At 35.8% G+C, this 25,109-nt stretch carries 26 protein-coding genes; 4 read left to right on the forward strand and 22 right to left on the reverse strand.

Annotated elements, in window-relative coordinates; genetic code table 11:
* The 20 genes from RSC39_RS09655 to RSC39_RS09750 all read right to left on the reverse strand — a co-directional run.
* Window positions 1-3,107, reverse strand: a 3,107-nt coding sequence (locus tag RSC39_RS09655) for a bacterial Ig-like domain-containing protein (protein WP_332536814.1), incomplete at its 3' end; no start/stop codon positions are given.
* Window positions 3,108-3,734: 627 nt separating this feature from the next.
* Complete coding sequence (locus RSC39_RS09660; RefSeq protein WP_332536816.1) at window positions 3,735-5,171, reverse strand: glycoside hydrolase family 1 protein; 1,437 nt, start codon at window positions 5,169-5,171, stop codon at window positions 3,735-3,737.
* A gap of 47 nt (window positions 5,172-5,218) precedes the next feature.
* Window positions 5,219-7,129 carry a beta-glucoside-specific PTS transporter subunit IIABC gene (locus RSC39_RS09665; RefSeq protein ID WP_332536818.1) on the reverse strand — a complete coding sequence of 637 codons (1,911 nt, stop codon included), beginning with the start codon at window positions 7,127-7,129 and terminating at the stop codon, window positions 5,219-5,221.
* Between the two features lie 100 nt (window positions 7,130-7,229).
* On the reverse strand, window positions 7,230-8,072 hold the full coding sequence (locus RSC39_RS09670; protein WP_063282200.1) for a PRD domain-containing protein: 843 nt from the start codon (window positions 8,070-8,072) through the stop codon (window positions 7,230-7,232).
* 175 nt (window positions 8,073-8,247) lie between these two features.
* On the reverse strand, window positions 8,248-9,009 hold the full coding sequence (trpA, locus tag RSC39_RS09675; protein WP_332536821.1) for a tryptophan synthase subunit alpha: 762 nt from the start codon (window positions 9,007-9,009) through the stop codon (window positions 8,248-8,250).
* Window positions 9,009-10,214: a tryptophan synthase subunit beta gene (trpB, locus tag RSC39_RS09680; RefSeq protein WP_332536822.1), complete on the reverse strand. Its 1,206-nt coding sequence runs from the start codon at window positions 10,212-10,214 to the stop codon at window positions 9,009-9,011. The genes trpA and trpB overlap by 1 nt, the downstream gene beginning before the upstream one ends.
* Before the next feature lie 44 nt (window positions 10,215-10,258).
* A complete protein-coding gene (locus RSC39_RS09685; protein ID WP_332536824.1) occupies window positions 10,259-10,831 on the reverse strand; it encodes a GNAT family protein in 573 nt (190 codons plus the stop codon).
* Window positions 10,821-11,879, reverse strand: a complete 1,059-nt coding sequence (locus tag RSC39_RS09690; protein WP_332536826.1) for a phosphoribosylanthranilate isomerase — start codon at window positions 11,877-11,879, stop codon at window positions 10,821-10,823. Before RSC39_RS09690 ends, RSC39_RS09685 begins: the two co-directional genes overlap by 11 nt.
* Window positions 11,869-12,663 carry an indole-3-glycerol phosphate synthase TrpC gene (trpC, locus tag RSC39_RS09695; RefSeq protein WP_332536828.1) on the reverse strand — a complete coding sequence of 265 codons (795 nt, stop codon included), beginning with the start codon at window positions 12,661-12,663 and terminating at the stop codon, window positions 11,869-11,871. The genes RSC39_RS09690 and trpC overlap by 11 nt, the downstream gene beginning before the upstream one ends.
* A gap of 6 nt (window positions 12,664-12,669) precedes the next feature.
* Window positions 12,670-13,038 carry a VOC family protein gene (locus RSC39_RS09700; RefSeq protein ID WP_332536830.1) on the reverse strand — a complete coding sequence of 123 codons (369 nt, stop codon included), beginning with the start codon at window positions 13,036-13,038 and terminating at the stop codon, window positions 12,670-12,672.
* On the reverse strand, window positions 13,031-13,351 hold the full coding sequence (locus RSC39_RS09705; protein ID WP_332536832.1) for a DUF3977 family protein: 321 nt from the start codon (window positions 13,349-13,351) through the stop codon (window positions 13,031-13,033). The genes RSC39_RS09700 and RSC39_RS09705 overlap by 8 nt, the downstream gene beginning before the upstream one ends.
* Window positions 13,323-14,330 carry an anthranilate phosphoribosyltransferase gene (trpD, locus tag RSC39_RS09710; RefSeq protein WP_332536834.1) on the reverse strand — a complete coding sequence of 336 codons (1,008 nt, stop codon included), beginning with the start codon at window positions 14,328-14,330 and terminating at the stop codon, window positions 13,323-13,325. The genes RSC39_RS09705 and trpD overlap by 29 nt, the downstream gene beginning before the upstream one ends.
* 4 nt (window positions 14,331-14,334) lie before the next feature.
* On the reverse strand, window positions 14,335-14,916 hold the full coding sequence (locus RSC39_RS09715; protein ID WP_332536836.1) for an aminodeoxychorismate/anthranilate synthase component II: 582 nt from the start codon (window positions 14,914-14,916) through the stop codon (window positions 14,335-14,337).
* A gap of 132 nt (window positions 14,917-15,048) precedes the next feature.
* Window positions 15,049-16,419, reverse strand: coding sequence for an anthranilate synthase component I (trpE, locus tag RSC39_RS09720; protein WP_332536838.1), 1,371 nt, complete (start codon window positions 16,417-16,419; stop codon window positions 15,049-15,051).
* Window positions 16,420-16,872: 453 nt separating this feature from the next.
* On the reverse strand, window positions 16,873-17,232 hold the full coding sequence (locus RSC39_RS09725; RefSeq protein WP_332536840.1) for a DUF1304 domain-containing protein: 360 nt from the start codon (window positions 17,230-17,232) through the stop codon (window positions 16,873-16,875).
* Window positions 17,233-17,246: 14 nt separating this feature from the next.
* A complete protein-coding gene (locus RSC39_RS09730; protein WP_011834956.1) occupies window positions 17,247-17,885 on the reverse strand; it encodes a nitroreductase family protein in 639 nt (212 codons plus the stop codon).
* A gap of 11 nt (window positions 17,886-17,896) precedes the next feature.
* Complete coding sequence (locus tag RSC39_RS09735; protein WP_011834955.1) at window positions 17,897-18,316, reverse strand: MarR family transcriptional regulator; 420 nt, start codon at window positions 18,314-18,316, stop codon at window positions 17,897-17,899.
* Between the two features lie 109 nt (window positions 18,317-18,425).
* The gene (locus RSC39_RS09740) at window positions 18,426-19,169 is read right to left on the reverse strand and encodes a methyltransferase domain-containing protein (RefSeq protein ID WP_332536843.1); all 744 of its coding nucleotides are present in this window, start codon (window positions 19,167-19,169) and stop codon (window positions 18,426-18,428) included.
* A 74-nt stretch (window positions 19,170-19,243) separates the two neighbouring features.
* On the reverse strand, window positions 19,244-19,924 hold the full coding sequence (locus RSC39_RS09745; RefSeq protein WP_021037447.1) for a VIT family protein: 681 nt from the start codon (window positions 19,922-19,924) through the stop codon (window positions 19,244-19,246).
* On the reverse strand, window positions 19,924-20,613 hold the full coding sequence (locus tag RSC39_RS09750; protein ID WP_332536845.1) for a VIT family protein: 690 nt from the start codon (window positions 20,611-20,613) through the stop codon (window positions 19,924-19,926). Before RSC39_RS09750 ends, RSC39_RS09745 begins: the two co-directional genes overlap by 1 nt.
* Window positions 20,614-20,744: 131 nt before the next feature.
* On the opposite strand from RSC39_RS09750, the gene RSC39_RS09755 reads away from it, so the two are divergent.
* Entirely contained in the window at window positions 20,745-21,131 is a 387-nt protein-coding gene (locus RSC39_RS09755; protein ID WP_014572452.1) for a Fur family transcriptional regulator, read from the forward strand.
* Window positions 21,132-21,302: 171 nt separating this feature from the next.
* Window positions 21,303-22,190, forward strand: a complete 888-nt coding sequence (locus RSC39_RS09760; protein ID WP_043735118.1) for an EamA family transporter — start codon at window positions 21,303-21,305, stop codon at window positions 22,188-22,190.
* 42 nt (window positions 22,191-22,232) lie between these two features.
* Here RSC39_RS09760 and RSC39_RS09765 read toward each other — a convergent pair whose 3' ends face one another.
* Window positions 22,233-22,667, reverse strand: coding sequence for a MerR family transcriptional regulator (locus RSC39_RS09765; RefSeq protein ID WP_332536848.1), 435 nt, complete (start codon window positions 22,665-22,667; stop codon window positions 22,233-22,235).
* A 76-nt stretch (window positions 22,668-22,743) separates the two neighbouring features.
* Between RSC39_RS09765 and RSC39_RS09770 the strand changes: the two genes are divergently transcribed.
* Window positions 22,744-23,475 (forward strand): SDR family oxidoreductase, encoded by a 732-nt coding sequence (locus RSC39_RS09770; protein ID WP_332536850.1) that lies wholly within the window; start codon window positions 22,744-22,746, stop codon window positions 23,473-23,475.
* A 59-nt stretch (window positions 23,476-23,534) separates the two neighbouring features.
* Here the strand turns inward: RSC39_RS09770 and RSC39_RS09775 are convergent, their stop codons facing one another.
* Complete coding sequence (locus RSC39_RS09775; protein WP_063282214.1) at window positions 23,535-23,954, reverse strand: MarR family transcriptional regulator; 420 nt, start codon at window positions 23,952-23,954, stop codon at window positions 23,535-23,537.
* Window positions 23,955-24,130: 176 nt separating this feature from the next.
* On the opposite strand from RSC39_RS09775, the gene RSC39_RS09780 reads away from it, so the two are divergent.
* Window positions 24,131-25,036 (forward strand): magnesium transporter CorA family protein, encoded by a 906-nt coding sequence (locus tag RSC39_RS09780; protein ID WP_332536853.1) that lies wholly within the window; start codon window positions 24,131-24,133, stop codon window positions 25,034-25,036.
* The last annotated feature ends 73 nt before the right edge of the window (window positions 25,037-25,109 follow it).

Here is a 25,109-nt window from a genome sequence, read left to right on the forward strand (position 1 = left end):
GAATTTGTTGGGTTACTTGATGAATTCGTTGGGTTGCTTGACGAATTTGTTGGGTTACTTGATGAATTCGTTGGGTTGCTTGACGAATTTGTTGGGTTACTTGATGAATTCGTTGGGTTACTTGACGAATTTGTTGGGTTACTTGATGAATTTGTTGGGTTACTTGATGAACCTGTTGGGCTTGATTCCTTAACAGTAATCTTAGCTACACTTGAAACACTCAAGCCAGTTGTTGGGTCTGTATAAGCGTATGTTACGCTATAAACACCTGGTGTTGAAGTATCAACAGTACCACTAACAGTAACATCTTTGATTGTCAATGCTGTTCCAGTAGAACTTGTCCCACCTGTGAAGTTATCTGCTGGAGTCCATGTTGAACCTTTTTCAATCGTCGAATCTTTTGTTGTCAATGTTGGTTTAACAGCATCATAAATAAAGTTAATCACGCCATCTGCATTGGCAACTGTTACGGGTTTGTTAGAAGCATCATTAAGCGTATATCCAGGAATAACTGGAGCGTTAACTGTTTCATCACTGTATTTTTCGTAAGCAATTGCTTTTACATTAGGAATGGCTTTTCCTGTTGAATCAACTGGAACAATCGTTCCTTTGACTGTATTTGTATTGTATTGATAAACAACTGAAGTATAGTCTGTTGTTGTATTTGTTTGACCTGCAAGCGCAGTTGGTGTTACTGTGAATGTTTCAGGGACAAAGACATTATCAAATTGACGTTGCGTTGTTGCGGCAGCTTGTCCTTGATAATAATGGTTAGCTGTTGCAAGATTTGTTGCGATTTGTGAAGATGGGTCTGCTGCTGTGAAGCCAACAGTAACTGTTGCAACCCCAGTTGCAGAAGCATTTGCAACGTCATTCACCAGTTGTCCAACAACATTAGATACTGCTTGAGTTACCCAAGTACTTGTATTGTTGACAATATCAGAAGCACCAGCTGTCACTGAGTTTAAGCCTTGCATTGCGTTAGCCGCAAAACTTCCGACGCCATTGACTACACCATTGACTACACCATTGAAAATTCCGTCAAAGAATGAACCAGTGTCAAGACCTAAATTGTAGTTTGACAGAGCCGCAATCGCATCAATCAATGATTGAGGGATAGTCACGATGGTTTTTAATCCTGCTGAAACGGCTTGAATGTAACCATTGACAACAAGAGCTACTTTATTGGTCAGAGCAGTTAAAGGAGAGTGAGATCCACTATCTGAAACCGTGAAAGTACCATCTGCATTTTGAGTTACATTCGCAAGGAATGCTTCACTGAAAGTACCATCTGAATTAATCAGTTCTGGTGCTTCTTTAGCAAGGGCGGTCATTTGGTCTTGTGAAGCTTGAACATTTGCTGCATATCCATTAAGGGCAGTAGAGAGTGTGTTTATTAGAGCAGAATGTCCCATACCAGATTGAAGGCCTTGTGTAATCCCTCCAACATCAATCCCTAAGATTTGACCAACTGACTGACCAATAATAGGAATCTTACCACCCAAAACTGAATTCAAAGCATCTGTAATTACAGAAGTTCCCCCAGTTAACAAACCATTTAATGAGATATTTGTATCACCAAAGGCTGAGTTTACAGTATTAGTTATCCAGTTTTGTAGGACATCTGTAGGAATCAGTCCATCTGTCGCAGCAGTTATCGTTTGAAGGATACCATTTGAAATAGATGTAACTAGCGTTGATACAATGTTTCCATTCAAAGCTGATCCAAGATTACTTGCAATTCCTTCAATGACATTAGAAATTCCTTGAGCTATACCTGGAATAGGACCTGCAACTGTCACTCCCCATGCTGCAGTGAAGGCTGAATTAAGTGTATCAGTAACGCTAGAATCAACCGTATAGTTGATGTCGACCGTCGCTTGTGATGAAGCAGTAGAATGCAAGTATCCTGGTGTTGAACCAACATTTAAAGCAGAAATAGCATTGTTATTGCTAGCGATAGACGCTTGAATAGCGACCAAATCGTTAGCATAGGAAGCTGCTGTTCCATCATAACCATTAGCTGCATAATAAGATTGATAGAGTGATTGTGCATCGTCATATTGGCTAGACAAAGCGACATTGGCATCAGAATATGAAGCAGCTACTGAAGCTACTGAAGACATATATGATGCAGCTGAGCTCGTTGGTACAAACATAGATTCGGCATCAGAACCAGTAGGGTATCCAGGGACACTTTCAGTGCCAAGGACATAATCTCCACCGGCTGTTTGATAGTAAGCTTCGTTACCATTAACATTGAGTGCGCCATCACCTTTTGAAGCATCGTAGGTTACATTAACGTCTCCGACTTTAAGTCCTGCATTAGTTAAATCAGATGGTGCTTTAACTGTCCAAGTATATGAACCTGTATCAGGGTTTACTACATTCAATGCGCCAGGAACTTGTTGTGTATCTTTGACATCAAAAGAAACTGATGATGATGCATCAGAACCTGCTGTAATCGCTCCGTTTGAGTTCAAGTTAGTGTCTGATGTTTTTGCAACGGCTTCAGATGAACCAGGAACAGCTAAGCTTGCTTGAGCGTCAGAGCCTGTTGCAGTACCAGCAACACCTGCAGAGTTCAAATCTTGAACGGCATGAGAACCATTCGTATTTGTCGCTACTGAATTTTCGGCAACGCCACTATCTGTTTTGAGTTGAGTAGAATTAGAGTTTACTACTGAACCGTCAGTATATGAACTTGGATTTCCCGATAAAGGATTCGAGCTAGCAGAACTAGAAGTTGCTACTGAAGACTGAGCCGAAGATTGAGCTGAGCTAGAAGCTACTACTGAAGATTGGGCCGAAGATTGAGCTGAGCTATAATTCACGTTATTTGCTGAGTTAGCAAGACTTACATTGTTGCTTCCTGCACCAGAAGATCCTGCATCTGAGCCGAGGGAGCCTGTTGCAGTATTATCAGCCCCAACTTGTTGATTAGGTAATAACTGATCAGCTTTTACGCTTGGAGCTGCAAGTGCTCCTCCAGCTACGATTAAAGCTAAAAGTGACGAGGCATAAAGCCATTGTTTTCCTGATTTCCATGTCCGGAAATTTTCATGAACATGAACATCTTCAGGGATTTTCAAATTTCTTTTATTCATTTTTTGTTTGACTCCTATTATAATGAAATAATAATTTTTTATATAACATATTTTAATAATAAATCATTCACTTGTATCATTATCGAGTTCTTCGATAATACTATTTGTGGAATGTATTAGATAAGCTTTCAAACCTCTAGTGTTTGTATCGAGCTTCCTTCTTGTCTTTTTGGCTAAATCTCGGAAATCCTCTAATAGTAACACTTCTTAATTTCATCTTTATTCCTTCCTTCCTTTTAACTAAATCCAACAATTTGCTTCAATAACTTTGTCTTCATCTCTTTTGTGATTGGCAGACGAAACTGAAGGCCTTCTCAGGAATTCAAACAAATTCCTTAGCACGATTATACAACTTTCTTTCTTTTGTTTCAATATATTTCTTTCAGCTTTTTTAGTTTGCAAATAAATAACCGTAGTATTTCTTTGAATACATGATACCTTTAAGGCTTTCCCTACAAGAAGGCTTAGCACACAGTATTTTTTATACTTCGTCCATTTCGTTTTATTACTTTTTGGTTACAAAACGAGTTTTCTACTTAAAATAAAAATAAAAAAAGAACTATTTAATATAATTCTTTCTTTTTTAGAGCTAAAATAAAAAATCTCATCATTAAGATGAGATTTTTTTTATAAATTGGTACCGTTAGAATCAATTACTTGTTTATACCAATCGAACGATTTTTTCTTAAATCTTTTATTCGTTCCATTTCCGCTATCATCTAAGTCAACGTAGATAAAACCATAACGTTTACTCATCTCCCCTGTTGATGCAGAAACTAAGTCAATACAGCCCCAAGGTGTATAACCCATTAGTTCAACACCATCTTCAACTGCTTCACTCATTGATTGAATATGTTTTTTGAGATAGTCAATCCGATAATCATCTTGAATAGTTCCGTCTTCTTCAACTTTATCAATTGCCCCCAAACCATTTTCAACAATGAAGAGAGGAATTTGATAGCGTCCGTACAAATCATTGAGAGCATACCGAAGACCATCAGGATCAACTGCCCAACCCCATTCACTTTCTTTTAAGAAAGGATTTTTTACTCCGCCAAGAACCATATTCCCTGAAGCTTGGACGCCTTCTCCCGTTTTTGATTCAACCGTCGACATGTAATAACTAAACCCTATATAATCAACTGTTCCTTCTGCGATTATCTTAAGATCTTCTTCAGAAATTTCAAGGGCTTCTGAATTTACTCCATGTTTCCGATGAAGTCTATTTGTAAACGCAGGGTAGGCTCCGCGAACTTGGACATCATTACAAAAATAATTAAATTCTTGAATACTTTCTTGTGTCGCCAATTGATTGACTGGATTAGCATCAAAGGAATAAGTTGTTGAATAAATGCTCATGCAACCAATTTTCAAATTTTTATTCAAATCATGACCAAATTTAACTGCTTGAGCACTTGCAACGAATTGATTATGCCAAGCTTTAAATACATTAGTTTTATCATCTCCACCATTAGATGGAACAAGTCCTTGACTTAAGCCTGAAAAGAAAGTCGCCGAGTTAATTTCATTAAACGTCATCCAATATTTTACTTTGTCTTGATAGCGTTCTAAAAGGACTTTTGCAAACCGCACATAAAATTCGATAAGTTCACGATTTTTCCATCCTCCATATGATTTAGCCAAATTAAGTGGCATTTCATAGTGAGAAATTGTAATCACTGGTTCAATTCTATATTTCAAACACTCATCAATCAGTTGATCATAAAAAAGCAAACCTTTTTCATTGGGAGTTGTTTCATCTCCCTTTGGAAAAATTCTTGACCAAGCTACTGAAAAACGATACGCTTTAAAACCCATTTCCGCAAATAATGCAATGTCTTCTTTAAAATGATGATAATGATCAATTCCATCATGATTTGGATAAGTAAAATGTTCAGTATCAATCGTCCAATCAAATTCCGGACTTGCAAGAATTGCCAATCTTTCTTTACCTCCTGGCATTGCATCTGCTACTGAGAGCCCTTTACCATCTATATCATAAGCACCTTCTAATTGGTTTGCTGCCGTTGCTCCACCCCATAAAAAGTCTGTTTTAAATGTCATTTTATAATTTTCCTATCTAATTTTTAAAGTTTTTCATCAATGCTATTTTAAACTGGATTTGCCACTAATTCAGTTGTTTGTGCATTAACTGCAGTTAGTAACACTTCATTTTGATGAATCGTCGATTGATTTGTAACTAGAATATCCATATAATCCTGAGTATTTGTTACAATGATTGGAACTTGAGTACTGTATCCCGCATTTTGAATACGCTCAATATCAAACTTAAGGAGTAAGTCGCCTTTTTTTACACTTTGACCTTGTTTTACAAAGCTTTCAAAGTATTTCCCTTCAAGTTGTACGGTATCTATTCCAATATGAATGAGAAGCTCAGTACCTTCGCTTGAAATTAAACCTACTGCATGTTTAGTCGGGAACAAAATCATAATCATTCCATCAAATGGAGCATGAACTTCACCAAGCGTGGGTTCAATCGCTGCTCCTTTACCCATTACTCCTGCAGAAAAAGCTGCATCTTTAACTTGTGATAGCGGAATAACTTTTCCTTCAAGAGGACTTCCAATTGTTTCTTTATTCGTTTTTTGTTTGTTAAATTTTTTGTCAGGACTTGGATTATCAATAACATCATCTTCAAATCCCACAAGATAGGTCACTACAAAGCCAGCTATAACTGCAACAGCTGATACAATCATCATTTTAATCGCACCTGAAACTTCACCTGTAAGGGTAATATTAGATGTAAAACTGAAGATTCCTAAAGCTCCCATTGTATAGGCTTTAATTCCTAAAGCCATGGCAACAGCTGATAAAATTCCACTTACGATACATGAAATCCAGAATGGACGTTTCTTAGGGAGCGTAATTCCGTAAATTGCTGGTTCTGTTACACCAAACCAACCAGAAATAAAGGCTGGTATTGCTAATTCACGAAGTCGTTTATCTTTTGTTTTCAACATCACTGCTCCAACAGCTCCAGTTTGCGCAAACGATGCAACACTTGCAGCAATTAAAAGCGCAGTTGGTTCTCCTTTTGCTAATGCAATAATTGCAAATGGAACAATTGCCCAATGTAGTCCAAACATGACTAAGACTTGCCAAGCAAACCCTAGCACTAAACCAAAGATAATCGGATTAAATCCTTGTAATGCTAATAAACCTTTACCTAACGCATCTGAAGCAAGGTTCATTACTGGTCCAATAACTAGGAAGCCCAGAGGAATTGAGATAATCGCCGTAAAGAATGGTGTCAAGAAAAGTTTGACTACATCAGGAATAATTTTCTTTAACTGGTGTTCTAAAAAGGCTGCAAATGCTGTAATGGCAATAATTGGCATTACAGATGAACCATAACCAGCTGTTGGTACTGAGAACGGTATCCCAAAGAGGCTTAGCCCACCACTTTCTGCAAATATTTTTGCGACAGTTCCATCTACGAAACCTGGATAAACAAGTGCTGCGGCAATCATCATTCCAACAAACGGTGAACCATTAAATTTTTTCATTGAAGTATAACCAATGAAAATTGGAAGAAATAAGAATAACCCATCACCCATCGCATTAAAAACAGCGTAAGTTGCTGACGATTGAAAACTTTGTCCCAAGGCAAAGGATAAAATTGCATTAACCCCTTTAATCATACCCGCTGCTGCTAAGGGAGCTAAAATTGGTTGGAAAATTCCCGAGATCAATTCTACAAATTGATCAAAAAGATTTCCTTTTTGTGCAGAATCTGCTGGTGAGGTATCAAGTACTCCAAGAACAGCATCAACGTCTGCACGTACTTCTGGTACATGATTCCCAATAACGACTTGGTATTGGCCGCCAGATTGCATTACTGTAACTACACCATCCATCTTTTTCAGGACATCGGTATTTGCTTTTTTCTCATCTCTGAGTTTAAAACGTAACCGTGTAATACAGTTAATCACTGAGATGACATTTTCTTTGCCACCTACATTTGCTACAATGTCTTTTGCAAGAGCTTCATATTTGCCCATTACAAACCTCCAAAATAATATATTTTTTAGAGGTTTCGCCAACTTAATGTCACGATCCAATTGTTACCATAGTTGATGATGACTAAAGTCATCTTAAAAATTAATCTTGTATTTTTTCTAAAATACGTGCGAGATGAACGGTCATATATATTTGTTCATTTTGAGAAACTTCGTATGACCTTGTTTGTTTAAGAAACTCACTGACTTTCTTTGTTCCTATATATGCTCTTGGATATTTTCCCGTTATTAGAAGGAATAAATCTTCATCGGTGCTTTCATCACTTTTTGTATTAGAAAGTATTCTTTCGGTGAAAAATTTAAGGTGAGTAATGAACCTTTGAAAATAAATATCTTGCTCATTAAAGTTTACTTGTAAAGTATACTTTAGAGTTGTTAATATTTCTTCCATTAATTTTGTTAATTCCGTTGCATATTCATGACCACTTCCCAGGGTTCCATTAACAATATGCATAGCTAGAAAACCTGCTTCATCTTCTGGAAGGGAGATGTTAAGCTTTTCTTTGACTTTTTGTAAAGTTTCAAGACAAAGTGCAAATTCTTCTGGAAAAAATCTCTTAATATCCCACAAAAGAAAATTTTTTATCGTTATATTGTCTTTTTCACGAATAATTGCTGCATTCAAATGGTCAGCAAAGGCAACCAAAACGGTATCGGAAATTGTTTTATCGAATTTTGTTTTTGCTTTTGCTAAGGTTAATATCGAAAGTTCTACGATTCCACTTGGAATTTCCGACAATAATTCTGAAAAATTTTGTTGCTCTGAAGTTACCTTCAATGCGAAAATCTTTTCAATTTTTTTATCTTCAACAACTTCACCTGCTTTTTTACCATATCCTAGTCCTAATCCCATAAGAATAGTCTCTTCATCATTAGTATTTTGAGCAATGACAACATTGTTGTTTAAAACTTTTTTGATTTTCACATTTTTCTCCATTTCACAAAAATAGACCTTATCTCCCTATAACTATAGGTCTGATAAGGTCTAGCTTAACTTAATAATCACTATCCAATTTTTGTAACCGTTTTATTTAATAAAAGTATACCATTTGTAAAGTGGACTGTCAAGGATATCTGATTTTATTAATTTTTCAATTCTTTTAAAAATTGATTGCGTTTTCAATAAATTTAATAACATCACTTTCTTTGTTTTCGTGTAAATCCCTAACTATTTTTGAACCAACGATTACTCCTGCTGATACCTTATTAAAACGTTCAACATCTGTTAAAGTTGAAATCCCAAATCCTGTCAAAACAGGAATATCAGTTAATTTAGACAATGTTTCTAAATGATGGTCAAGTTGATTACTATAAGCATTTTCTTTTCCGGTTACTCCATTGATCGCAACGGCATAAATGAATCCTTCGGCATCTACTACAAGTTCTTTCTGACGAGAAATTGGTGTGGTTAATGAAACCAGAGGGACTAAGCAAATATCCTTATCAGTAATAAAAGGTTTAATGTAAGCTTCATGTTCTTTAGGTAAATCAGGAATAATTAGACCTTTTACTGGTGTATTCTTAAGCGCTGCAACAAAATTTTCAATTCCAAACTGATAGATAGGATTAAAATAAGTCATAATGACAAGAGGGACTTCTGTTTCAATTGATTTTAAGCTGTCAAGAATCTTTGATAGTGAAACATTTTTGGCTAAGGCTCGTAAGCCAGCTTGTTCAATGACTGGTCCGTCAGCAACGGGGTCTGAGAAGGGTACACCAATTTCAATGGCAGAACTCCCGGCTTGTTCAAGAAGTTGAATGGTTTCATTGAGCCCTTCTAATCCTCTTTCATGGTCACCTGCCATAATATATGGAACAAAATTATTTTTTTTATTGCTCAATTTTGCTTGTAAAGTTTTCATTATTTCACCTCTTTTTCTGCTTCAAGACGTTCTTTAACTTGAACAACATCTTTATCGCCGCGACCTGATAAGCAAACAATCATTGTTTTTTCTGAACCTAGTTCTTTAGCTAATTTGACCGCATAGGCAATCGCGTGAGAGCTTTCAAGAGCCGGTATGATTCCTTCTGTACGAGATAAGATTTTGAAACCTTCAAGGGCTTCTTCATCAGTAATATCAACATACTTTGCGCGGCCGACCGCATTGAAATAAGAATGTTCAGGTCCAATTCCTGGATAGTCTAAACCAGCAGAAATACTGAAAGCTTCTAGTATTTGTCCATTTTCATCTTGAAGAACATCCATAAGCGTGCCGTGTAGAACTCCTGGACGCCCTTTAGTAATTGTTGCTGCATGGTGTGGAGTATCTATACCATGCCCAGCTGCTTCAACACCATACATCTCTACTGATTCGTCATTAACGAAGGGGTAGAAAAGTCCCATCGAGTTTGAACCGCCCCCAACACAAGCCACTAAAGCATCTGGTAGTTTATTTTCTTTTTCTAAGAATTGGGCACGCGCTTCTTGACCAATGACGGCTTGATAATCACGCACAATTTGTGGGAATGGGTGAGGTCCGAGAACTGAACCCATCACATAATGTGTGTCCTCAACTTGAGCAACCCATGCTCTAAGCGCTGCATTTACCGCATCTTTAAGTACGCGCGAACCATCAGTAACTGAATGGACTTTTGCACCGAGCAATTCCATCCGAAAAACATTAAGTGATTGTCTTTTGACATCTTCTTCACCCATATATATGGTACATTCCATGCCAAAGAGGGCAGCCGCTGTTGCCGTTGCGACTCCATGTTGGCCCGCTCCTGTCTCAGCAATGACTTTGTTTTTTCCCATTTTTTTGGCAAGGAGGACTTGGCCAAGGGCGTTATTTATTTTGTGAGCTCCGGTGTGATTAAGGTCTTCGCGTTTGAGATAGATTTTTGCACCACCAGCATATTCGGTCAAGCGTTTAGCAAAATAAAGTGGGTTTTCTCGTCCAACGTAATCTTTAAGCAATTCTTTTAGTTCAGCTTGAAAGACTGGATCTTTTTTACTGTCTTCATAAGCCACTTCTAATTCTTTTACGGCTGTCATTAAAGTTTCAGGGACAAATTGTCCACCAAATTGTCCATAAAATCCTTGGTTATTGGGTTGATTGTAGGTCATGTATTTCTCCTTTTTGGAAATGTTATTTTTTAGTTGTTTTATTTTTACTGTTCTTCTCGTAAAATTCCATATTTTAATGAATCATGCCATTCTTCTTGCCAAAAGCGGACTTTTCTGATTCGTCCTTCAAGTTGTAAACCACATTTTTCTCCTAATTTCATCATGCCTTGATTTCCTGACCAAGTGGTAAAGCCAAGATGTTGAATTTCTGGATAGTTTTTAAAAAGTTCTTCCATCCATAAAGGGATAACTTTCTGACCAATTCCTTGTCCCCACATTTTGGAGTCATAAATTACAATGCCAAACTCAAGCCATTTTTGTAATTTTCCATCTACCCAGGAGCTAGACAGGCTTCCAATGATTCGATTTTTGAAACTGATAAGTGCAAAATTGGTTTGATTAATCTTTGAAGTCGTCTTTTCTGAAAATTCCTCCCAGCTTAAAACTGAATCTTGAAAATAGGGTCCATTGAAGGCCATCCACTCTAAATCAGCTTGAGGTCCATAGCTGACTTCCCAAAGTTCTAATAAATCTTCTTTTTGAATGGTCCTCAGAATCAAATCTGTTCCAGCTTTTCGGTAGTATTCAAAAGAATTCTTTTGTCCGTCATCTTTCATTATTGTTCCTTTTTTGATAATCAATCAGTTTGTTTAGGATAACTTGGTCTTTGGGTTTTCCGGCTCGCCATGAATCTTTTATTGCTGTTTGATAGATTTTAATTGATTGTTCAAGATTTGGAAACCAGTATCTTTCCTTAGTTACTTGCTTATTTTGTTGAAGTTCATGATAATCAATATCCGCATAACTATCGATTGTTTCAACATTTGCAAAGCCAACATGAAATCTTCCTTTTTCAAATTTATGTTCGTGTAGATCAATGAGTTGATAGCCTAAGTCTTCCATTATCTCGGTTAATTTAGAAAAATTTTCAAAGTCATCTTTCTCTAGCTGAATATCGATATCGTCTGGATTTGTAAAAAAATTTCCAAGTTGGTCAATTGCTAAGCTCCCCATTAAATAAGGACTAATCTGAAACTTATTTAATTTTCGAGTGATTCGTAAAAAATCCGCAAATAATTGTTGTGATGAAGCAAGACTCGCCTTTTGAATAAAACTTTTTATTTTAACTACATCTTTTTTCCCAGCAGTCTCCACTCCTGAGGATACGTCTACCCCAAAAGCATTAGGAAAGTGTTGAATCGCTTCTGCTACATTTTCTGGTGTCAGTCCTCCAGCGATGAAAAATTTGCTGACGGTTTTGTCAGGACTTATGGAATCCCAATCAAAAGTCTGACCACTTCCTCCTTGTGGGCTATCAAATAATAATATGACCTCTTTGTAGAGCCGAAAATCTTGGTCAGGACGCACAGCTTTAATGACAGGAAATGACAGCTGATTGATGTAATTCATATCCTCGTCGCCGTGAAGTTGGACAATGTCCAACTGGGCAATCTGTATGGCTTTTTTGACAAAATCAAGGGATTCATTGACAAAGACTCCTACTTTTTTGACCGTTTTGGGGATGTCCTTTGTCAGCTCTGCTACTTTTTCTGGAGAAACTTGACGCCTTGAGGGACTAAGAATAAAACCAAGATGTGTTGCGCCAGATGCTACTGCCGTATTGACAGCCTCTTTTGTTGATAAGCCACAAATTTTAATGTTCATCATTTTTCCTTTTGATTTTTAAATCTGTCAGTGATTTTGTGAGATTATTTGCTTGCATCAGTGCTGTTCCAACCAAAATTCCATTGAAATTTTCAGCAACTTTTTGTGCCTCTTTTTTACCGAAAATACCTGATTCAGAAATATAAACATTCTCTTCTTTAAAATAAGGAACCAAATCTATTGAGTTTTGTAAATTCACTTCGAAGGTCTTTAGATTACGATTATTGACCCCAATAATTTTAGCAGCAAGTTGATGGGCAATGTCGAGTTCGGCCTTATTATGCGTTTCGACTAGAACTTCAAGTCCTAGTGAAATTGCATAATTGTAGAGTTCCTCTAATTTGTCAAAGTCATTTTCAAAACAAGCGACAATCAATAAAATAACAGTTGCACCAGCATTGACTGCTCGATTAATTTGTTTTTTATCAATGATAAAATCTTTGTTAAGTGTTGGAATTTGAACATTTTTAGATATTTCACGGAGGTATTCAATGTTTCCTTTAAAGAATACAGGGTCAGTTAGAACGGAAATCATGGCGGCCCCAGCTTGTTCATAATTTTGAGCTTGGGCGATAATGTCTACTTCGAGATTGATATCTCCAAGACTTGGCGAAGCTTTTTTTACTTCGGCAATGACTTGAAGTTGGTCAGAATGGTTTTTTAGGTAATCATATATTCTGTAAGTTTGACGAATTGGTTTGGGATTTTCGTCAGGCATTTGAGCTATCTCTTGTTTTTTTTCTGCTAAGATTGTTTCTAAGAATTTTCCTTCTTTTATGTTCATATTTTCTCACTCTTTTCCAGTGTGGCAGACTGCTTCAATGCGATAACCGTCTGGGTCAATGATGAATGCCGCGTAGTAATATTTTTGATTAGAGGGACGATTGCCCGGTCTTCCATTATCTTTCCCACCATTTTCTAAGGCGATTTTGTAAAACTGGTCAACTTCGGCTTTGGTCCTGGCTTGGAAAGCAAAATGAAAAGGGTAAGACTCGCCTTGTTCAAACCAGATATAGCCGTCAGTAGTTTCTCCTGTTTGATAAGTCAGACCCGTTTTACTTTCGTCAATTAAAGAACCGCCAAGCGTTGCTAAAACTGCTGTATAATAAATTTTTGTTCGTGATAAATATTGGACATGAATATCTAAATGGTCAATCATTTTTTTCTCCATATTTGCCAATGACAAACTTGAAATTATTTCGATTTTTCTTTTTAAATGCGAAGTGTGGATTTGCGCTGTCTATGACCAAAACCTTTTTACCTAGCCAAATTCGTAAATAATGAGATTTTACTTTGAGAGATTTACTGACAGAACGGTCAGCAAATTTGAAACGTTCTTCAGTTCCGTCAGTAAATTCAATTTCGATGCTTCTGCCAAAACCAAATTGGTTATTGTCTAAATCAAAACCAATTTCAATGAATATTTTTTCCATCAGTAAATTTTCAGCCAATCTGTTCTGCTTGTAATTCATGCAATTTTTCAAGTGCTGCACCTGAGCTAATAACTTTTCTTGCGAGTTCAATGCCTGATTTGATGGAATCAACTTTGCCATTAGCATAGAATCCCAATCCTGCATTTAAAACAGTTGTTTCTAAAAATGCTGACGGACAATTTTCCAGAACATTTTTCAAAATCTCGGCATTTTCTGGGGCTTCGCCACCGCGAATATCATTGAGCGCGACTTCTGACATGCCAACATCGGCAGCTCTAAACTTGTGCAAAGTCACTTCGCCATTTTCCAAAAGGGCATAATGATTGAGACCAAATGGTGTGGCCTCATCCATCCCTCCTTCGCCTGTAATAACCAATGCTCGCTTACGTCCCAAGCCTTTGAGGACATTTGCAGTCAGCTCGAGCAGGTCAGGACGTGACGTTCCAAGGAGTTGCGTATCAAGTGGAATAGGATTAATCAAAGGGCCTGTCAGGTTCATGATGGTTGGAATTTCAAGCTGTCTGCGCACTGGTGTGAAGTATTTCATGGCTGGATGCAAATTTTGAGCAAAAAGGAAAACTAGACCAACTTTATCAAACACTTGAGCCAATTTTTCTGCGGGGAGATATAGGTTGATTCCCAAAGCTTCAAGAACATCAGCCGAGCCAGATTTACTGGTAATCGAACGGTTGCCGTGTTTTGCCATATTGACACCTCCGGCTGCTAAAACAAAGGCCGCAGTGGTTGAAATATTGAAGCTGAATGAACGGTCGCCGCCTGTTCCGCAATTGTCCATGGCATTGATTAAGTTTGTCGGAATACTGATGGCTGCTTTTTGTAAAGCCCATGCAAGTCCTGTTAATTCGCTGGCGGATTCGCCTTTCATTTTGAGAGCTACTAGAAAACTAGCAATTTGAACGTCGCTCAATTCGCCTTGAATAATTGAATTGGCTAGCATATTCATTTCATTTTCAGTCATATCACGACCTGCCATGACTTTTTCAAGTTCATTTTTCATTTGATTACTCCTTATTCGCTTTTACTTGATTGACAAAATTTTCAATCATGATCATGCCATCCATCGTCCCAATTGATTCGGGATGAAATTGTAAGCCGTAAATCTGTTCTTTTTCATTTTCAACGGCCATAATCTCGCCATCATCCATCGCAAGCGCTGTAATTGCAAAATCTGGTAAGGCAATGGATTCGTCCATGACAATCGAATGATAACGCATGACTAGAAATTTTGAAGCAAGTTTATTAAATAATAAATTTCCTGATGTTTGACGAACTTGCGAATTTTTTCCATGCATAACCTGATGTGCCAAGCGGAGTTTGCCACCAAAAACCTCAACAATAGCTTGAAATCCCAAACAAATACCTAAAATTGGTTTTTTTCCCGCGAATTCTTGTATCATGGCTTCCATTTTGCCCGCGTCTGCTGGCCAACCAGGACCTGGAGAGAAGATTAATGCGTCAGCGACTTGCGCTATTTTCTCTAAATTTTTATCATCATTTCTTACAACGGCTACATCAGTCAAAGCCCCAACATACTGCACCAAGTTGTAAGTAAAACTATCGTAATTATCAATTATTAAAATCATTTTTTCTCCTGTTAGTTGAGTTCAGTGTGCTAGAAAGCTAGGAAATTAGATGAAACGGCATCTGCAATACCTTGCAGAAACGCATTTTCCTTAATTTATAGCTTTCTTTGCGCGCATACTTCACCTCCTTTTTTACTGACCAACTTTTAGCAGTCCTTGTGCTTTGTTCAATGTTTCTTGATATTCATGCTCAGGGACCGAATCATAAACAATTCCTGCGCCTGCTTGGACGTGCGCCTTCTGGTCTTTTAAGACCATGGTTCGTATAGCAATAGCAAAATCACAATTGCCATTTTTGGTCAGATAACCAATGGCTCCACCATAAATCCCTCGCTTTTGATTTTCAAATTCATAAATGCGTTGATAAGCGCGGTGTTTCGGCGCTCCTGATAAAGTCCCTGCTGGCAAAGTTGCTGACAAGGCGTCCATGGCCGTGAATTCAGAACGAAGCTTGCCTGTGACTTCACTTGTAATGTGCATGACGTAGCGATATTTTTCAACTTTCATGAAAACAGGGACTTCAATTGAGCCATATTCGGAAATTTTTCCAATGTCATTTCGTCCCAAATCAACCAACATTTTGTGCTCAGCAAGTTCTTTTTGATCATTTTCCAGCTCTTCAATCAGAGCTTGGTCTTCAAATTCATTGTCGCCACGTTTTCTTGTTCCAGCAATTGGATTAGTCGAAACTTGATTGCCACGAACCGCAACCAAACGTTCTGGCGAGCTGCCAATGACATGAAAATTGTCGAATTCCATAAAGTACATATATGATGAAGGATTTTCAACACGAAGTTTTCGATAATAATCAAAGGGCTTGTCAGTAAAATCGGCTGTCAACCGTTGTGATAAAACGATTTGAAACATATCACCATTTCTAATCAATTCCTTTGCGGCTGTTACTTTTTCCTCAAAAGTTGCTTGAGTCATATTGCTGACAAAATTCATTTTATTTATTTCTGTCAACTCATTTTCTGCTTCTGTCAGTACCGATAAAGCTTCAATATTTGCTGACAGAGCAGTTACTAACTCTTTTTCTGAACGCTGACTATAAACATTATCCTCAATAAATATCAATTTTTCTTGTTTATGGTCAAAAATCACGGTTGATTCGTATAACATAAAATACATATCTGGGGTCCCAATTGTATCTGTCAGTTCAGGCTGAATCCCTTCAAAAATTCCATAAGTATCAAATCCAGCATAACCAATTGCACCACTCGTAAAGGGCAAATCTAAATTTTCGTCAGTAACTTCTGACTGACAGACCAATTTTTCTAGAAATTCCATTGGATGGTCGTTGCTAATGATTTCGTCATTAATGGTTAAATTTCCATCAGTAAATTTAATATGTTTTACTGGATTTAAGGCAATAATTGAAAAACGTGATTGGTCATTTTCTCTAGGAATGGATTCTAAAATTACTTTATTTTTACCTTTCAGGCGAAGATACACCGAAATTGGCGTCAAAGTATCTGCTGAAATTTCTTTAATTTTTCTCATGTTCTCTCTCTATCTTTTGCTTTGCGGAATTAACTTCCATTGATTATGAAATAAAATTTAAGCTTCGCCATCGTTGATTCATTTTAGAAATCCTTTCAAAAAAATACAAAAAAGCCCGTAGAGTATCAAATACTCTACGGGCGTATTCCACGCGGTGCCACCGTAATTTAAGAGTCCTTAAAAGTATTACAAAAATACTAGAAAATTCTCTTCTTTTCCTCGTCTAACAACAAGTCGCTTGGTATCGGGAGCATCCGTGATTTTTATTGTTTCAAATCAAATTGCGAAAAATAAGACTTTTCGACTTTAAATCAGCCCATTCGCTCTGATGAATTTATCTGCTCGCACAACCGCAGACTTCCTGAAAAAATTCTATGATAGAGTTACTCTTCTGATATTGAAAATAATTGTAAAACTTTTTATGACACTTGTCAAGCCTTTTGAAATTTTTTTTTAGAAAAAAGAAGAAATTAGTGCAAGAATCGCTAAGCCACCTTGCGTAAGAATAATCTTTTTATTACTTGTCAAAGAACCATAGATGACCACTAAAATAATATAAATAAGCAGTAATCTGACAATTTCGAGTGAAGCTGAGGCAAAAAACAAACCATAAAATAGTCCGATAGCAATCAACCCATTGTATACTCCTTGGTTTTTAAAGAGCGTTTGAACAGATTTTCTTTCTAATTCTTTCTTCTCCATCTTAAAAACTCGCCCTGTAGTCTTTGAGCTTGTGGCCACGGTCTCTAAATACATAATATAAAGAAATTCTAAGGCAACTAAAAGTGTCAAAATCATTGTCAAAATTGTCAAATTTTTTCTCCTTATTATTTAAAAGTCGTAATTTTATCAGCGCTCATCCGAACAGATTCATAGCCTTCTTCCACCGCTTTACCAATTGATAAAATCATCACTGGAACATAACGCTCTTTATCCAAATCGAATGCTTCAGCCAATTGATCTTTCTCAAAACCACCAATTGGGTTTGTTTCATAGCCATGTGCTCTAGCAACTAACATCAATTGCATGGCTGCCAAACTAGCATCAATTTTAACGACATCATTCATTTCTTGTTTAGAAAAGCTCTTGTAATAAGGAATAATTGCTCCAATTTGTTGATCTCTTACTTCTTGTGGCATTTTCCCTTCAGCAACAGCTTGGTCATAAATTTCTTCACCTAATTCATAATTGAGCATATCACCAAAAATCAAAATCATCGCTGACGAACTTTCATTTTGACGTGTGTTAAAACGAATCAAAGGTTTCAATTTTGCTTTTGATTCTTCAGTTTCAGCAACGATAAAACGCCAAGGTTGCATATTTACTGACGAAGGGGCCGCAGTTGCTTCTTGAATCATTTCTAACATTTCTTCATGAGAAATCTTATAATTTTCATCATAAAGTCTAACTGATTTTCGACCAAAGGTAATTTCTGTGAAATCATTATTTTTAAAGTTTTTATTCATTTTTTCCTCTTTCATTTTACTAATTTTGTTAATAGTTCTAAAAGTTCTTCTTCTTCAGAATCACTTAATCCAATATTTAAAGTTTGTTCACTTTCATGAACAGAATTATCATGTTCTCTAGCACAACGCTCCAAATCAGCCTTGGCCTCGTCAGTAATTTCAACAAACACTTCACGATTATTGTCTTTATTTCGCTGACGTTTAACAAGATTTTTTTCTTCAAGCAGTTTCAAATGTCTTGTAACCGCAGCACTATCAATCTTCAATTCATTTTGCAGTTGGGTCTGTGAACATCTCCCTTTGCATTTTAAAATCATCATCAGTTGATATCGTGTAATACTAAAACCAGTTGATTTTTCAAATTTTGCTGTCATTTCTTGATTTACAATTTTGAGTTGGTAAAGTAACTGGCTGACTTTTTCAAGATTCATTCTTTCTCCTTTCATTGTTGATTAGTCAATCATTGATTAGTCAATTATAATACTAAAATAATTAAATTACAAATAAAAGAATTCGACAACAAAAAAACTAGGTTTTAACCTAGCATTTTTCCCAGTAAAGCAACTCAAATATAACTAATCTTTCCATATCACGACTCGCATTTTCTTTAAAAAATAATTGCTTTAATGCCTCTAATTCATCATTTGAAATTTCATCTGAGAAATAATCAGAAAAAAATTGTGAACTAATACTTTCTGATAAAAAGAATCGAAATGTTTTACTTTTATATTCCCAATTTAATTCTTCCAACCAGGCTTTATAGAGCAACATTTGAGCTTCTTTATGTTGTTCTTGAGCTGGAAAATATAATTGTTCAACCTGACTGAAAAGATTATCCTCGTCAAAGATTAGACGTAGAATGCCTACATTTCTCTGACTAATCCGATTTAATTCAATCAATGCTTCTTTCGAGTCTAAAGCTGGATTCATGGCAGTAAATACAAAGTCATAAGCATCTTTCTCACTTTGCTCTAAAAATTCAGCCTGCTCTTGATGAATAAAAGCAATTTTACTTGCATCGGCTTTTTTATTTTGAGCAAAATCTAACATTTTAGCTGATAGATCAACGATATTGTACTTGTCAGTAAAATCGGAAAAATGTGGAATATATTTCCCTGTCCCTCCTGCCAAATCTAAAAAATCTCGCGCAGGTAGTAGTTTTTCAGCCAATAGAAATTCACGCAATTCTTGACCAATATTGACTAGACTTTCATTTTGTATTTCTTCGTATTCTTGCGAAAACTCATCCCAATACTTTTCTAATTCCTTAGTACTTTCATCCATATTTCAGCCTCTTTTTCAATAATTATAAGTCCTATCTATAATTATAACAGATGCTTTAGTTAAGCCTAGAACCTTTAACCCAAAATACGACCAATAAAATAATGAATAAAAATTGTCATCAACCCAATAATAATATTTCTGACAATCGCTTTAATCACCAAGCCATCAGAAAGTTTAGCACTAATCATGCCAGTTAAAGCCATCGCAACCATTGTTGCTAAGATCGTCGCTGGAAATTGCCAAACTCCTTTCACTAAAATCATTGTCAGTAAAGGAAAAAGTCCCCCAATGGTGAACGAAATTAATGATGACCAAGCCGCTTGCCAAGGGTTCATATAATGTCCCAAAGTAATATCATATTTTACTGACAGAACGGTTTCTAATGGTTTTAGAGCAAGCAATTCATCAGCAATCTTCATTGAAGTTTCAGAACTAATTCCCTTTTCAATATAAAAATCTTTAACCGCTTCTTTTTGATTTTTAAAATCTTTATTTAGTAATATCTTTTCTTGTTGGACAACTACTTTCTCACTATCAGACTGTGAACTGACACTAGCGTATTCCCCAGATGCCATTGAAAAAGCACCAGAAATTAGATTAGCTAAACTTGCAATCAGTAATGCAAAACTACTCCCTGACGCTGCAGATACGGAAAAAAGTACACCAACCACCGTTAAGATTCCATCATTAGACCCTAAAACTCCCGCACGAACACTATTTAATTTTTCATCTATTGTCATCGTTTGTTTTTTCATCACAATCCTCCTTGTTTAAAAATCAAACCAACCAAATATGTAACTACCATTGTCAAAATTCCGGCTACGATATTTCTAAAAGTTGCATGTTTTTTATCGGCTCCGTTCAAATAAGCTGCAGCATAACCAGTAAAGCCTAAAGCAATTAATACGGCAAAAAAAGTCACCATGCCACTCCAACTTTTAGGTATCAGAGAAATTGCAAGCATGGGCAAAAGTGCCCCCGTCGGAAATGAAACCATTGACGCAATCGCTGCAGCTTTGGCACTTAATTCTTGCCCAATTGTAAATCCATGACGTTCTCTGACCGTTGTTGCTAGTGCATCTTTTTTCATCATTTCATCCGTTGCCGTATGCGCAAGTTCTTTTGAAATTCCGACTGAAGAATATTTCTCATAAACAAAATCAAATTCCTTTTGATAATCATTAGCAAGTGCTATTTTTTGTTCCTGAACAATTTTTTCTTGAGCATCCCTTTGCGAACTGACAGACACATATTCACCCATTGCCATACTTACCGTACCGGCTAAAGTTCCAGCAAAACCTGCCAGTAAGATTGTGCCAATATGTGGAGTTGCTCCGGACACACCAATTACAATGCCAGCAATGGAGATAATACCATCGTTTGCCCCCATAATACTAGCCCTAACAATATTATTTCTTTGAATTAAGTTATTTTTTTCTTTCATTATCTCACCCTTTTAGAATCATTCTAAACTATATTTTAGAATGATTCTAAACAAATGTCAAGTCATTGAAATGATTTTCTGTTGATGATATAATAAAATAAAATAAAATAATAAAGATAGGAGTGCTGATTTTGGAACAAGACTTAAAAGAACTATTACAATCTCATGGTTTAAAAGCTACACCACAGCGTCTCATTGTCTTAGAATACCTGATAAAACATCAAACCCATCCAACGGCTGAGCAGATTCACGAAGACTTAGAAAACATTAGCTTGGCCACGGTTTATAATACACTTGATAAATTAGTCGATAGTGAACTTGTTATTGCTATCAATGATGGAAGTAAGAGGAGGTATGATTATTACGGTGAACCTCATTATCACGTTGTCAATAAAACCACTGGTGAGATAATGAATGTTGATAATTTTGATTTTCGACCTCTCATCGAAGCGGCAAGAAAAGCAAGTGGTCTCAATATTACTGGCTACAAAGTAGAAATTTATGGTGTTGAAGATTAATAAAAAAAATACTGATCAAGATGATTAGTATTTTTTTTATTCTTTTATACCATTTCCAGTGAATATTTTACTCTCGCATGTAATTTATATATAATAAATATAAGGACTATAAAATACTGAAATGTGAGGTTAAAATGACAAATAAAAAGAAAACCAATAATTGGTACATTTATGACTAAATATAAAGGAATAATTTACGCTTCTTTGGGTGCCTCTTTTTTTGGTATTAGTAGTATTATTGCCGGAATTTTATTTAATCGTTGCTCCATAGAACCAGGTTGGTTAGTAACCACACGTATGCTTTTTTCTGGCTTATTATTATTAGCTTGGTTGGCTTTAAGAAAAAATAATATTTTTAGCGTCTGGACTTCTCTTAAATCAAGTCTAAGGATTATTGCTTTTGGAATTTTTGGTGTACTGTTTGCTCAAACTTCCTTCTTATTATCTGTTTTTTATGGAAATGCAGCCATCGCCACCATTTTACAATCTTTGGGACCCTCAATAATCATTATTATTTTGGCCATCAAAAGTAAAGCTATTCCACGAGGACTAGATATTATCGCCATTTTCCTTTCTTTAATTGGCGTTTTCCTCTTAGTCACTAACGGCAATCTAGGAGAGCTCAGTTTTTCTGCTTCTGCTCTTGTTTGGGGCCTCTTATCAGCGCTCGGCGTTTGTGCTTACACACTCATTCCTTGCCCACTCATTAAAGAACATTCTCCACTAAATGTCGTCGCTTGGGCTTTATTAATTGGTGGCCTTATTTCCAATTTCCTTCACCCCGTAACAAATTTACCTGCAAACTTTGACCAAGTTGATTTACTTCTTGTCAGTCTAATTGTTATTGTTGGAACACTCTTAGCCTATTCTCTCTATATCAACAGTCTCAAATACATAGAGCCACATATCGTTGGGATGTTGGGAATGCTTGAACCGGTGACAGCGATACTCATCTCTACTTTATTTCTTGGTATTTCTTTTTTAAGTTTCCAAAAAATTGGAATTGTTGTCGTCTTTTTATCCTTATTCCTTATTAATTTTCCAACGAAGAAAAAATAAAAGGCAAAGAGTCTATTAATTACTCTTTGTCTTTTATTTATCTTATTTGAAAATGTCTCTTATTTCTGGTTTAACTTGTGTTGTTCCTGAAATAAAGTGGATACTTTCAGTTCCTGCTTCTGCTGCCGTTTGATAATACCAGATTTTCCATCTTAAAAAGGCCAAATTCATTTCTAAAACTTTTATTTTTTCTTCAAGTTGCTCTTCATGGGTTTCCATAAAGTCTAAACGTTCATCAAGTGTGGAGTCCCCCTCCATACACCAATCAATAAATTGGGCGATATCCTTAATCGGAATTCCTGATTTTTTTAGACAATCAATCACTTCAATAAAACCAAGGTCATCGTCGGTGAATTCCCTTCGTCCAGATTTATTTCGCTTGGCAAATGGTAGCAAACCTTCTTTTTCATAATAACGTACAGCATCATTAGAAACATTCAATTTACGTGAAATATCACCAATTGTATATTTTGTCATTCTTTCTCCTTGACATGGAGTTAACTCCATGTTGTATAATCAGTATATCAAAAAAATACTCTTAAGGAGAAATAAAATGTCTAAACCACTTATTGTTATAACAGGAGCAAGTTCAGGCTTCGGTGCCGAAATCGCAAAACTCTTTAATGCTGACGGATTCCCAATGTTGCTTTTAGGGCGTCGCACTGATAAAATTAAAGCTTTGCCTCTTGATTTTACAAATGTTCTTGTGGAATCTGTAGATGTCACAGATAAAAAATCTTTTGAAATTGCTATTTCTAAAGCTGAGGAAAAATATGGCAAAACTGACCTTTTGGTCAACAATGCAGGTGTCATGTTGCTAGGAAACGTCCTAAATCAAGATCCAGCAGAGTGGAAACAAATGATGGATACTAATGTTTTAGGTGTTCTCAATGGAATGCAAATTGTTCTTCCACAAATGGTTGAACGTCAAGGAGGAACAGTGATTAATATGTCCTCACTTGCTGGTAAAAAAACTTTTACTAATCACGCCGCTTATGTCGCTTCAAAATTTGGTGTCCATGGTTTAAGTGAAACTGTCAGAGAAGAAGTTTCTGCTAAAAATGTTCGAATTTCACTTGTTGCACCTGGTGCTGCCGAAACAGAATTATTGACACATGTTACTGACGAAAGTGCCCTAAATGATTATAATCTTTGGAAAGAATCAATGGGTGGTACAACACTTGCTCCTGAAAGAGTTGCACAAACCGTGAAATTCATTTATGATATGCCTCAAACGGTTAACATCAGAGAAATTGATATTGCGGCAACCAATCAAAATGCTTAAGTTATAAAATTTATTGAAATAAAAAAAGGCTAATCATTAAGTTAGTCTTTTTTTATTTCTTATAAGTTATTATCTATTTTTTCTAAAAGCCTTAAGAATTCAGCTTGTTCTTTTTCAGTCAAAGTACCAATCAATTTACTTTCAGAGGCTTCAAATATTTGATTAATTTGATTAATAATTTTAAGTCCTTTGGGTAAAATATAGATATTTTTTTGACGTTCATTATCTTTAGGAATTCGTCGTTCGATATATCCTTTTTTTTCCAAGCCTTGGAGCATACTTGTAATACTTGCTCCTCGTCTATTGAATACCTCTGCTAAATCTTTTTGAATTAAGCCCTTATCTTGGTTCTCTGCAATATAAGCGATGACCCTAGCTTGTTGATGATTAACTTCTAAATCTTTCATCATTTGACTAGAAGCCATCATTGATTTTTGTGAGATAGAACGAATTAAATTGGAATAAATTGTATTGGCCATTCTGGTCTCCTTTTTTATTTACTAGTTCTTAACTCTTAGTATAATGGTCTTTTATCTAATTGTCAATTCAAAACAATTAGAATTCTAATAGTTAGTTCTTGACTTTTTCCTTTTTTTACTTTATGATGAACACTGTTAGTTAGAGTTCTAACTATTAATTTTAAAAGGAGAATCAGATGTCTGAAAATTTAACAAGAGAATGGATTAATTTCTCAGACCAAATGCCTTTTGATAAAAATTATCTATCAAAAAGTTTTAATATCCCTGAAGAATTTTTATCCTATGCAACAGATAAAGATGAAAGTGCTCGAATCGAAATGGATGATGAAACTAAGAGTTTGCTCATCATTTTTGATATTCCTTTTGAGGACCAAACGGACGTTGCCTACTACTCTTCTGGTCCCATGAGTTTTATCGTAACCAAAGAGGTGATTATCACAAATGTAGCAGACAAAAAGATGGCAACTATTCTAAAGAATTCAAAACTGGTGAATCATTTAAATCCAAAATATAAAACTTCTTTTGTCCTTCATTTCATGTTAGCCATTGCCAAGCTTTATGTCGATAGAATTAGAATCCTTAATCGTAAACGAATACTGATTGAACAAGCACTTGGTAAGACACCCAAAAATGAAGACCTGATTAATTTAATGAAAACTGAACGAAGTCTTATTTATTTCATTATGTCCTTAAAATCAAACTCATTGGTTATAAATAAAATTAAAAGTGGTAAATATTTAAAACTTTATGATGAAGAAAAGGAACTTCTTGATGATTTAATGATTGAAGTTGACCAAGCTTTTGACATGTCTAACATTTCAAATAAGATATTGAATGAGATGACCGATTCTTATGACTCTATCATCAATAATAACACGAATAGCGTCATGAAGTTTTTGACATCCTATTCTACTATTTTAACCATCCCTACCATCATTTTTAGTTTTTATGGCATGAATGTTCCTCTACCATTAACAAATTTATCAAAAGTCTCTTGGGAAATCATTTGTTTGCTAGCCCTTCTCTTATCAGTCTTACTGACCCTCTTTTTTGTTAAAAAAGATTATTTCTCTAAAAGATAGTTTTATGTTGACAAAATAAAAAATAAGTATTAATATATACAAACAGTTAGATATCTAACTTTTAGTTGTCTAT

The sequence above is a fragment of the Lactococcus sp. genome (assembly GCF_036648155.1).
GTDB classification, from domain to species: Bacteria; Bacillota; Bacilli; order Lactobacillales; family Streptococcaceae; genus Lactococcus; species Lactococcus cremoris.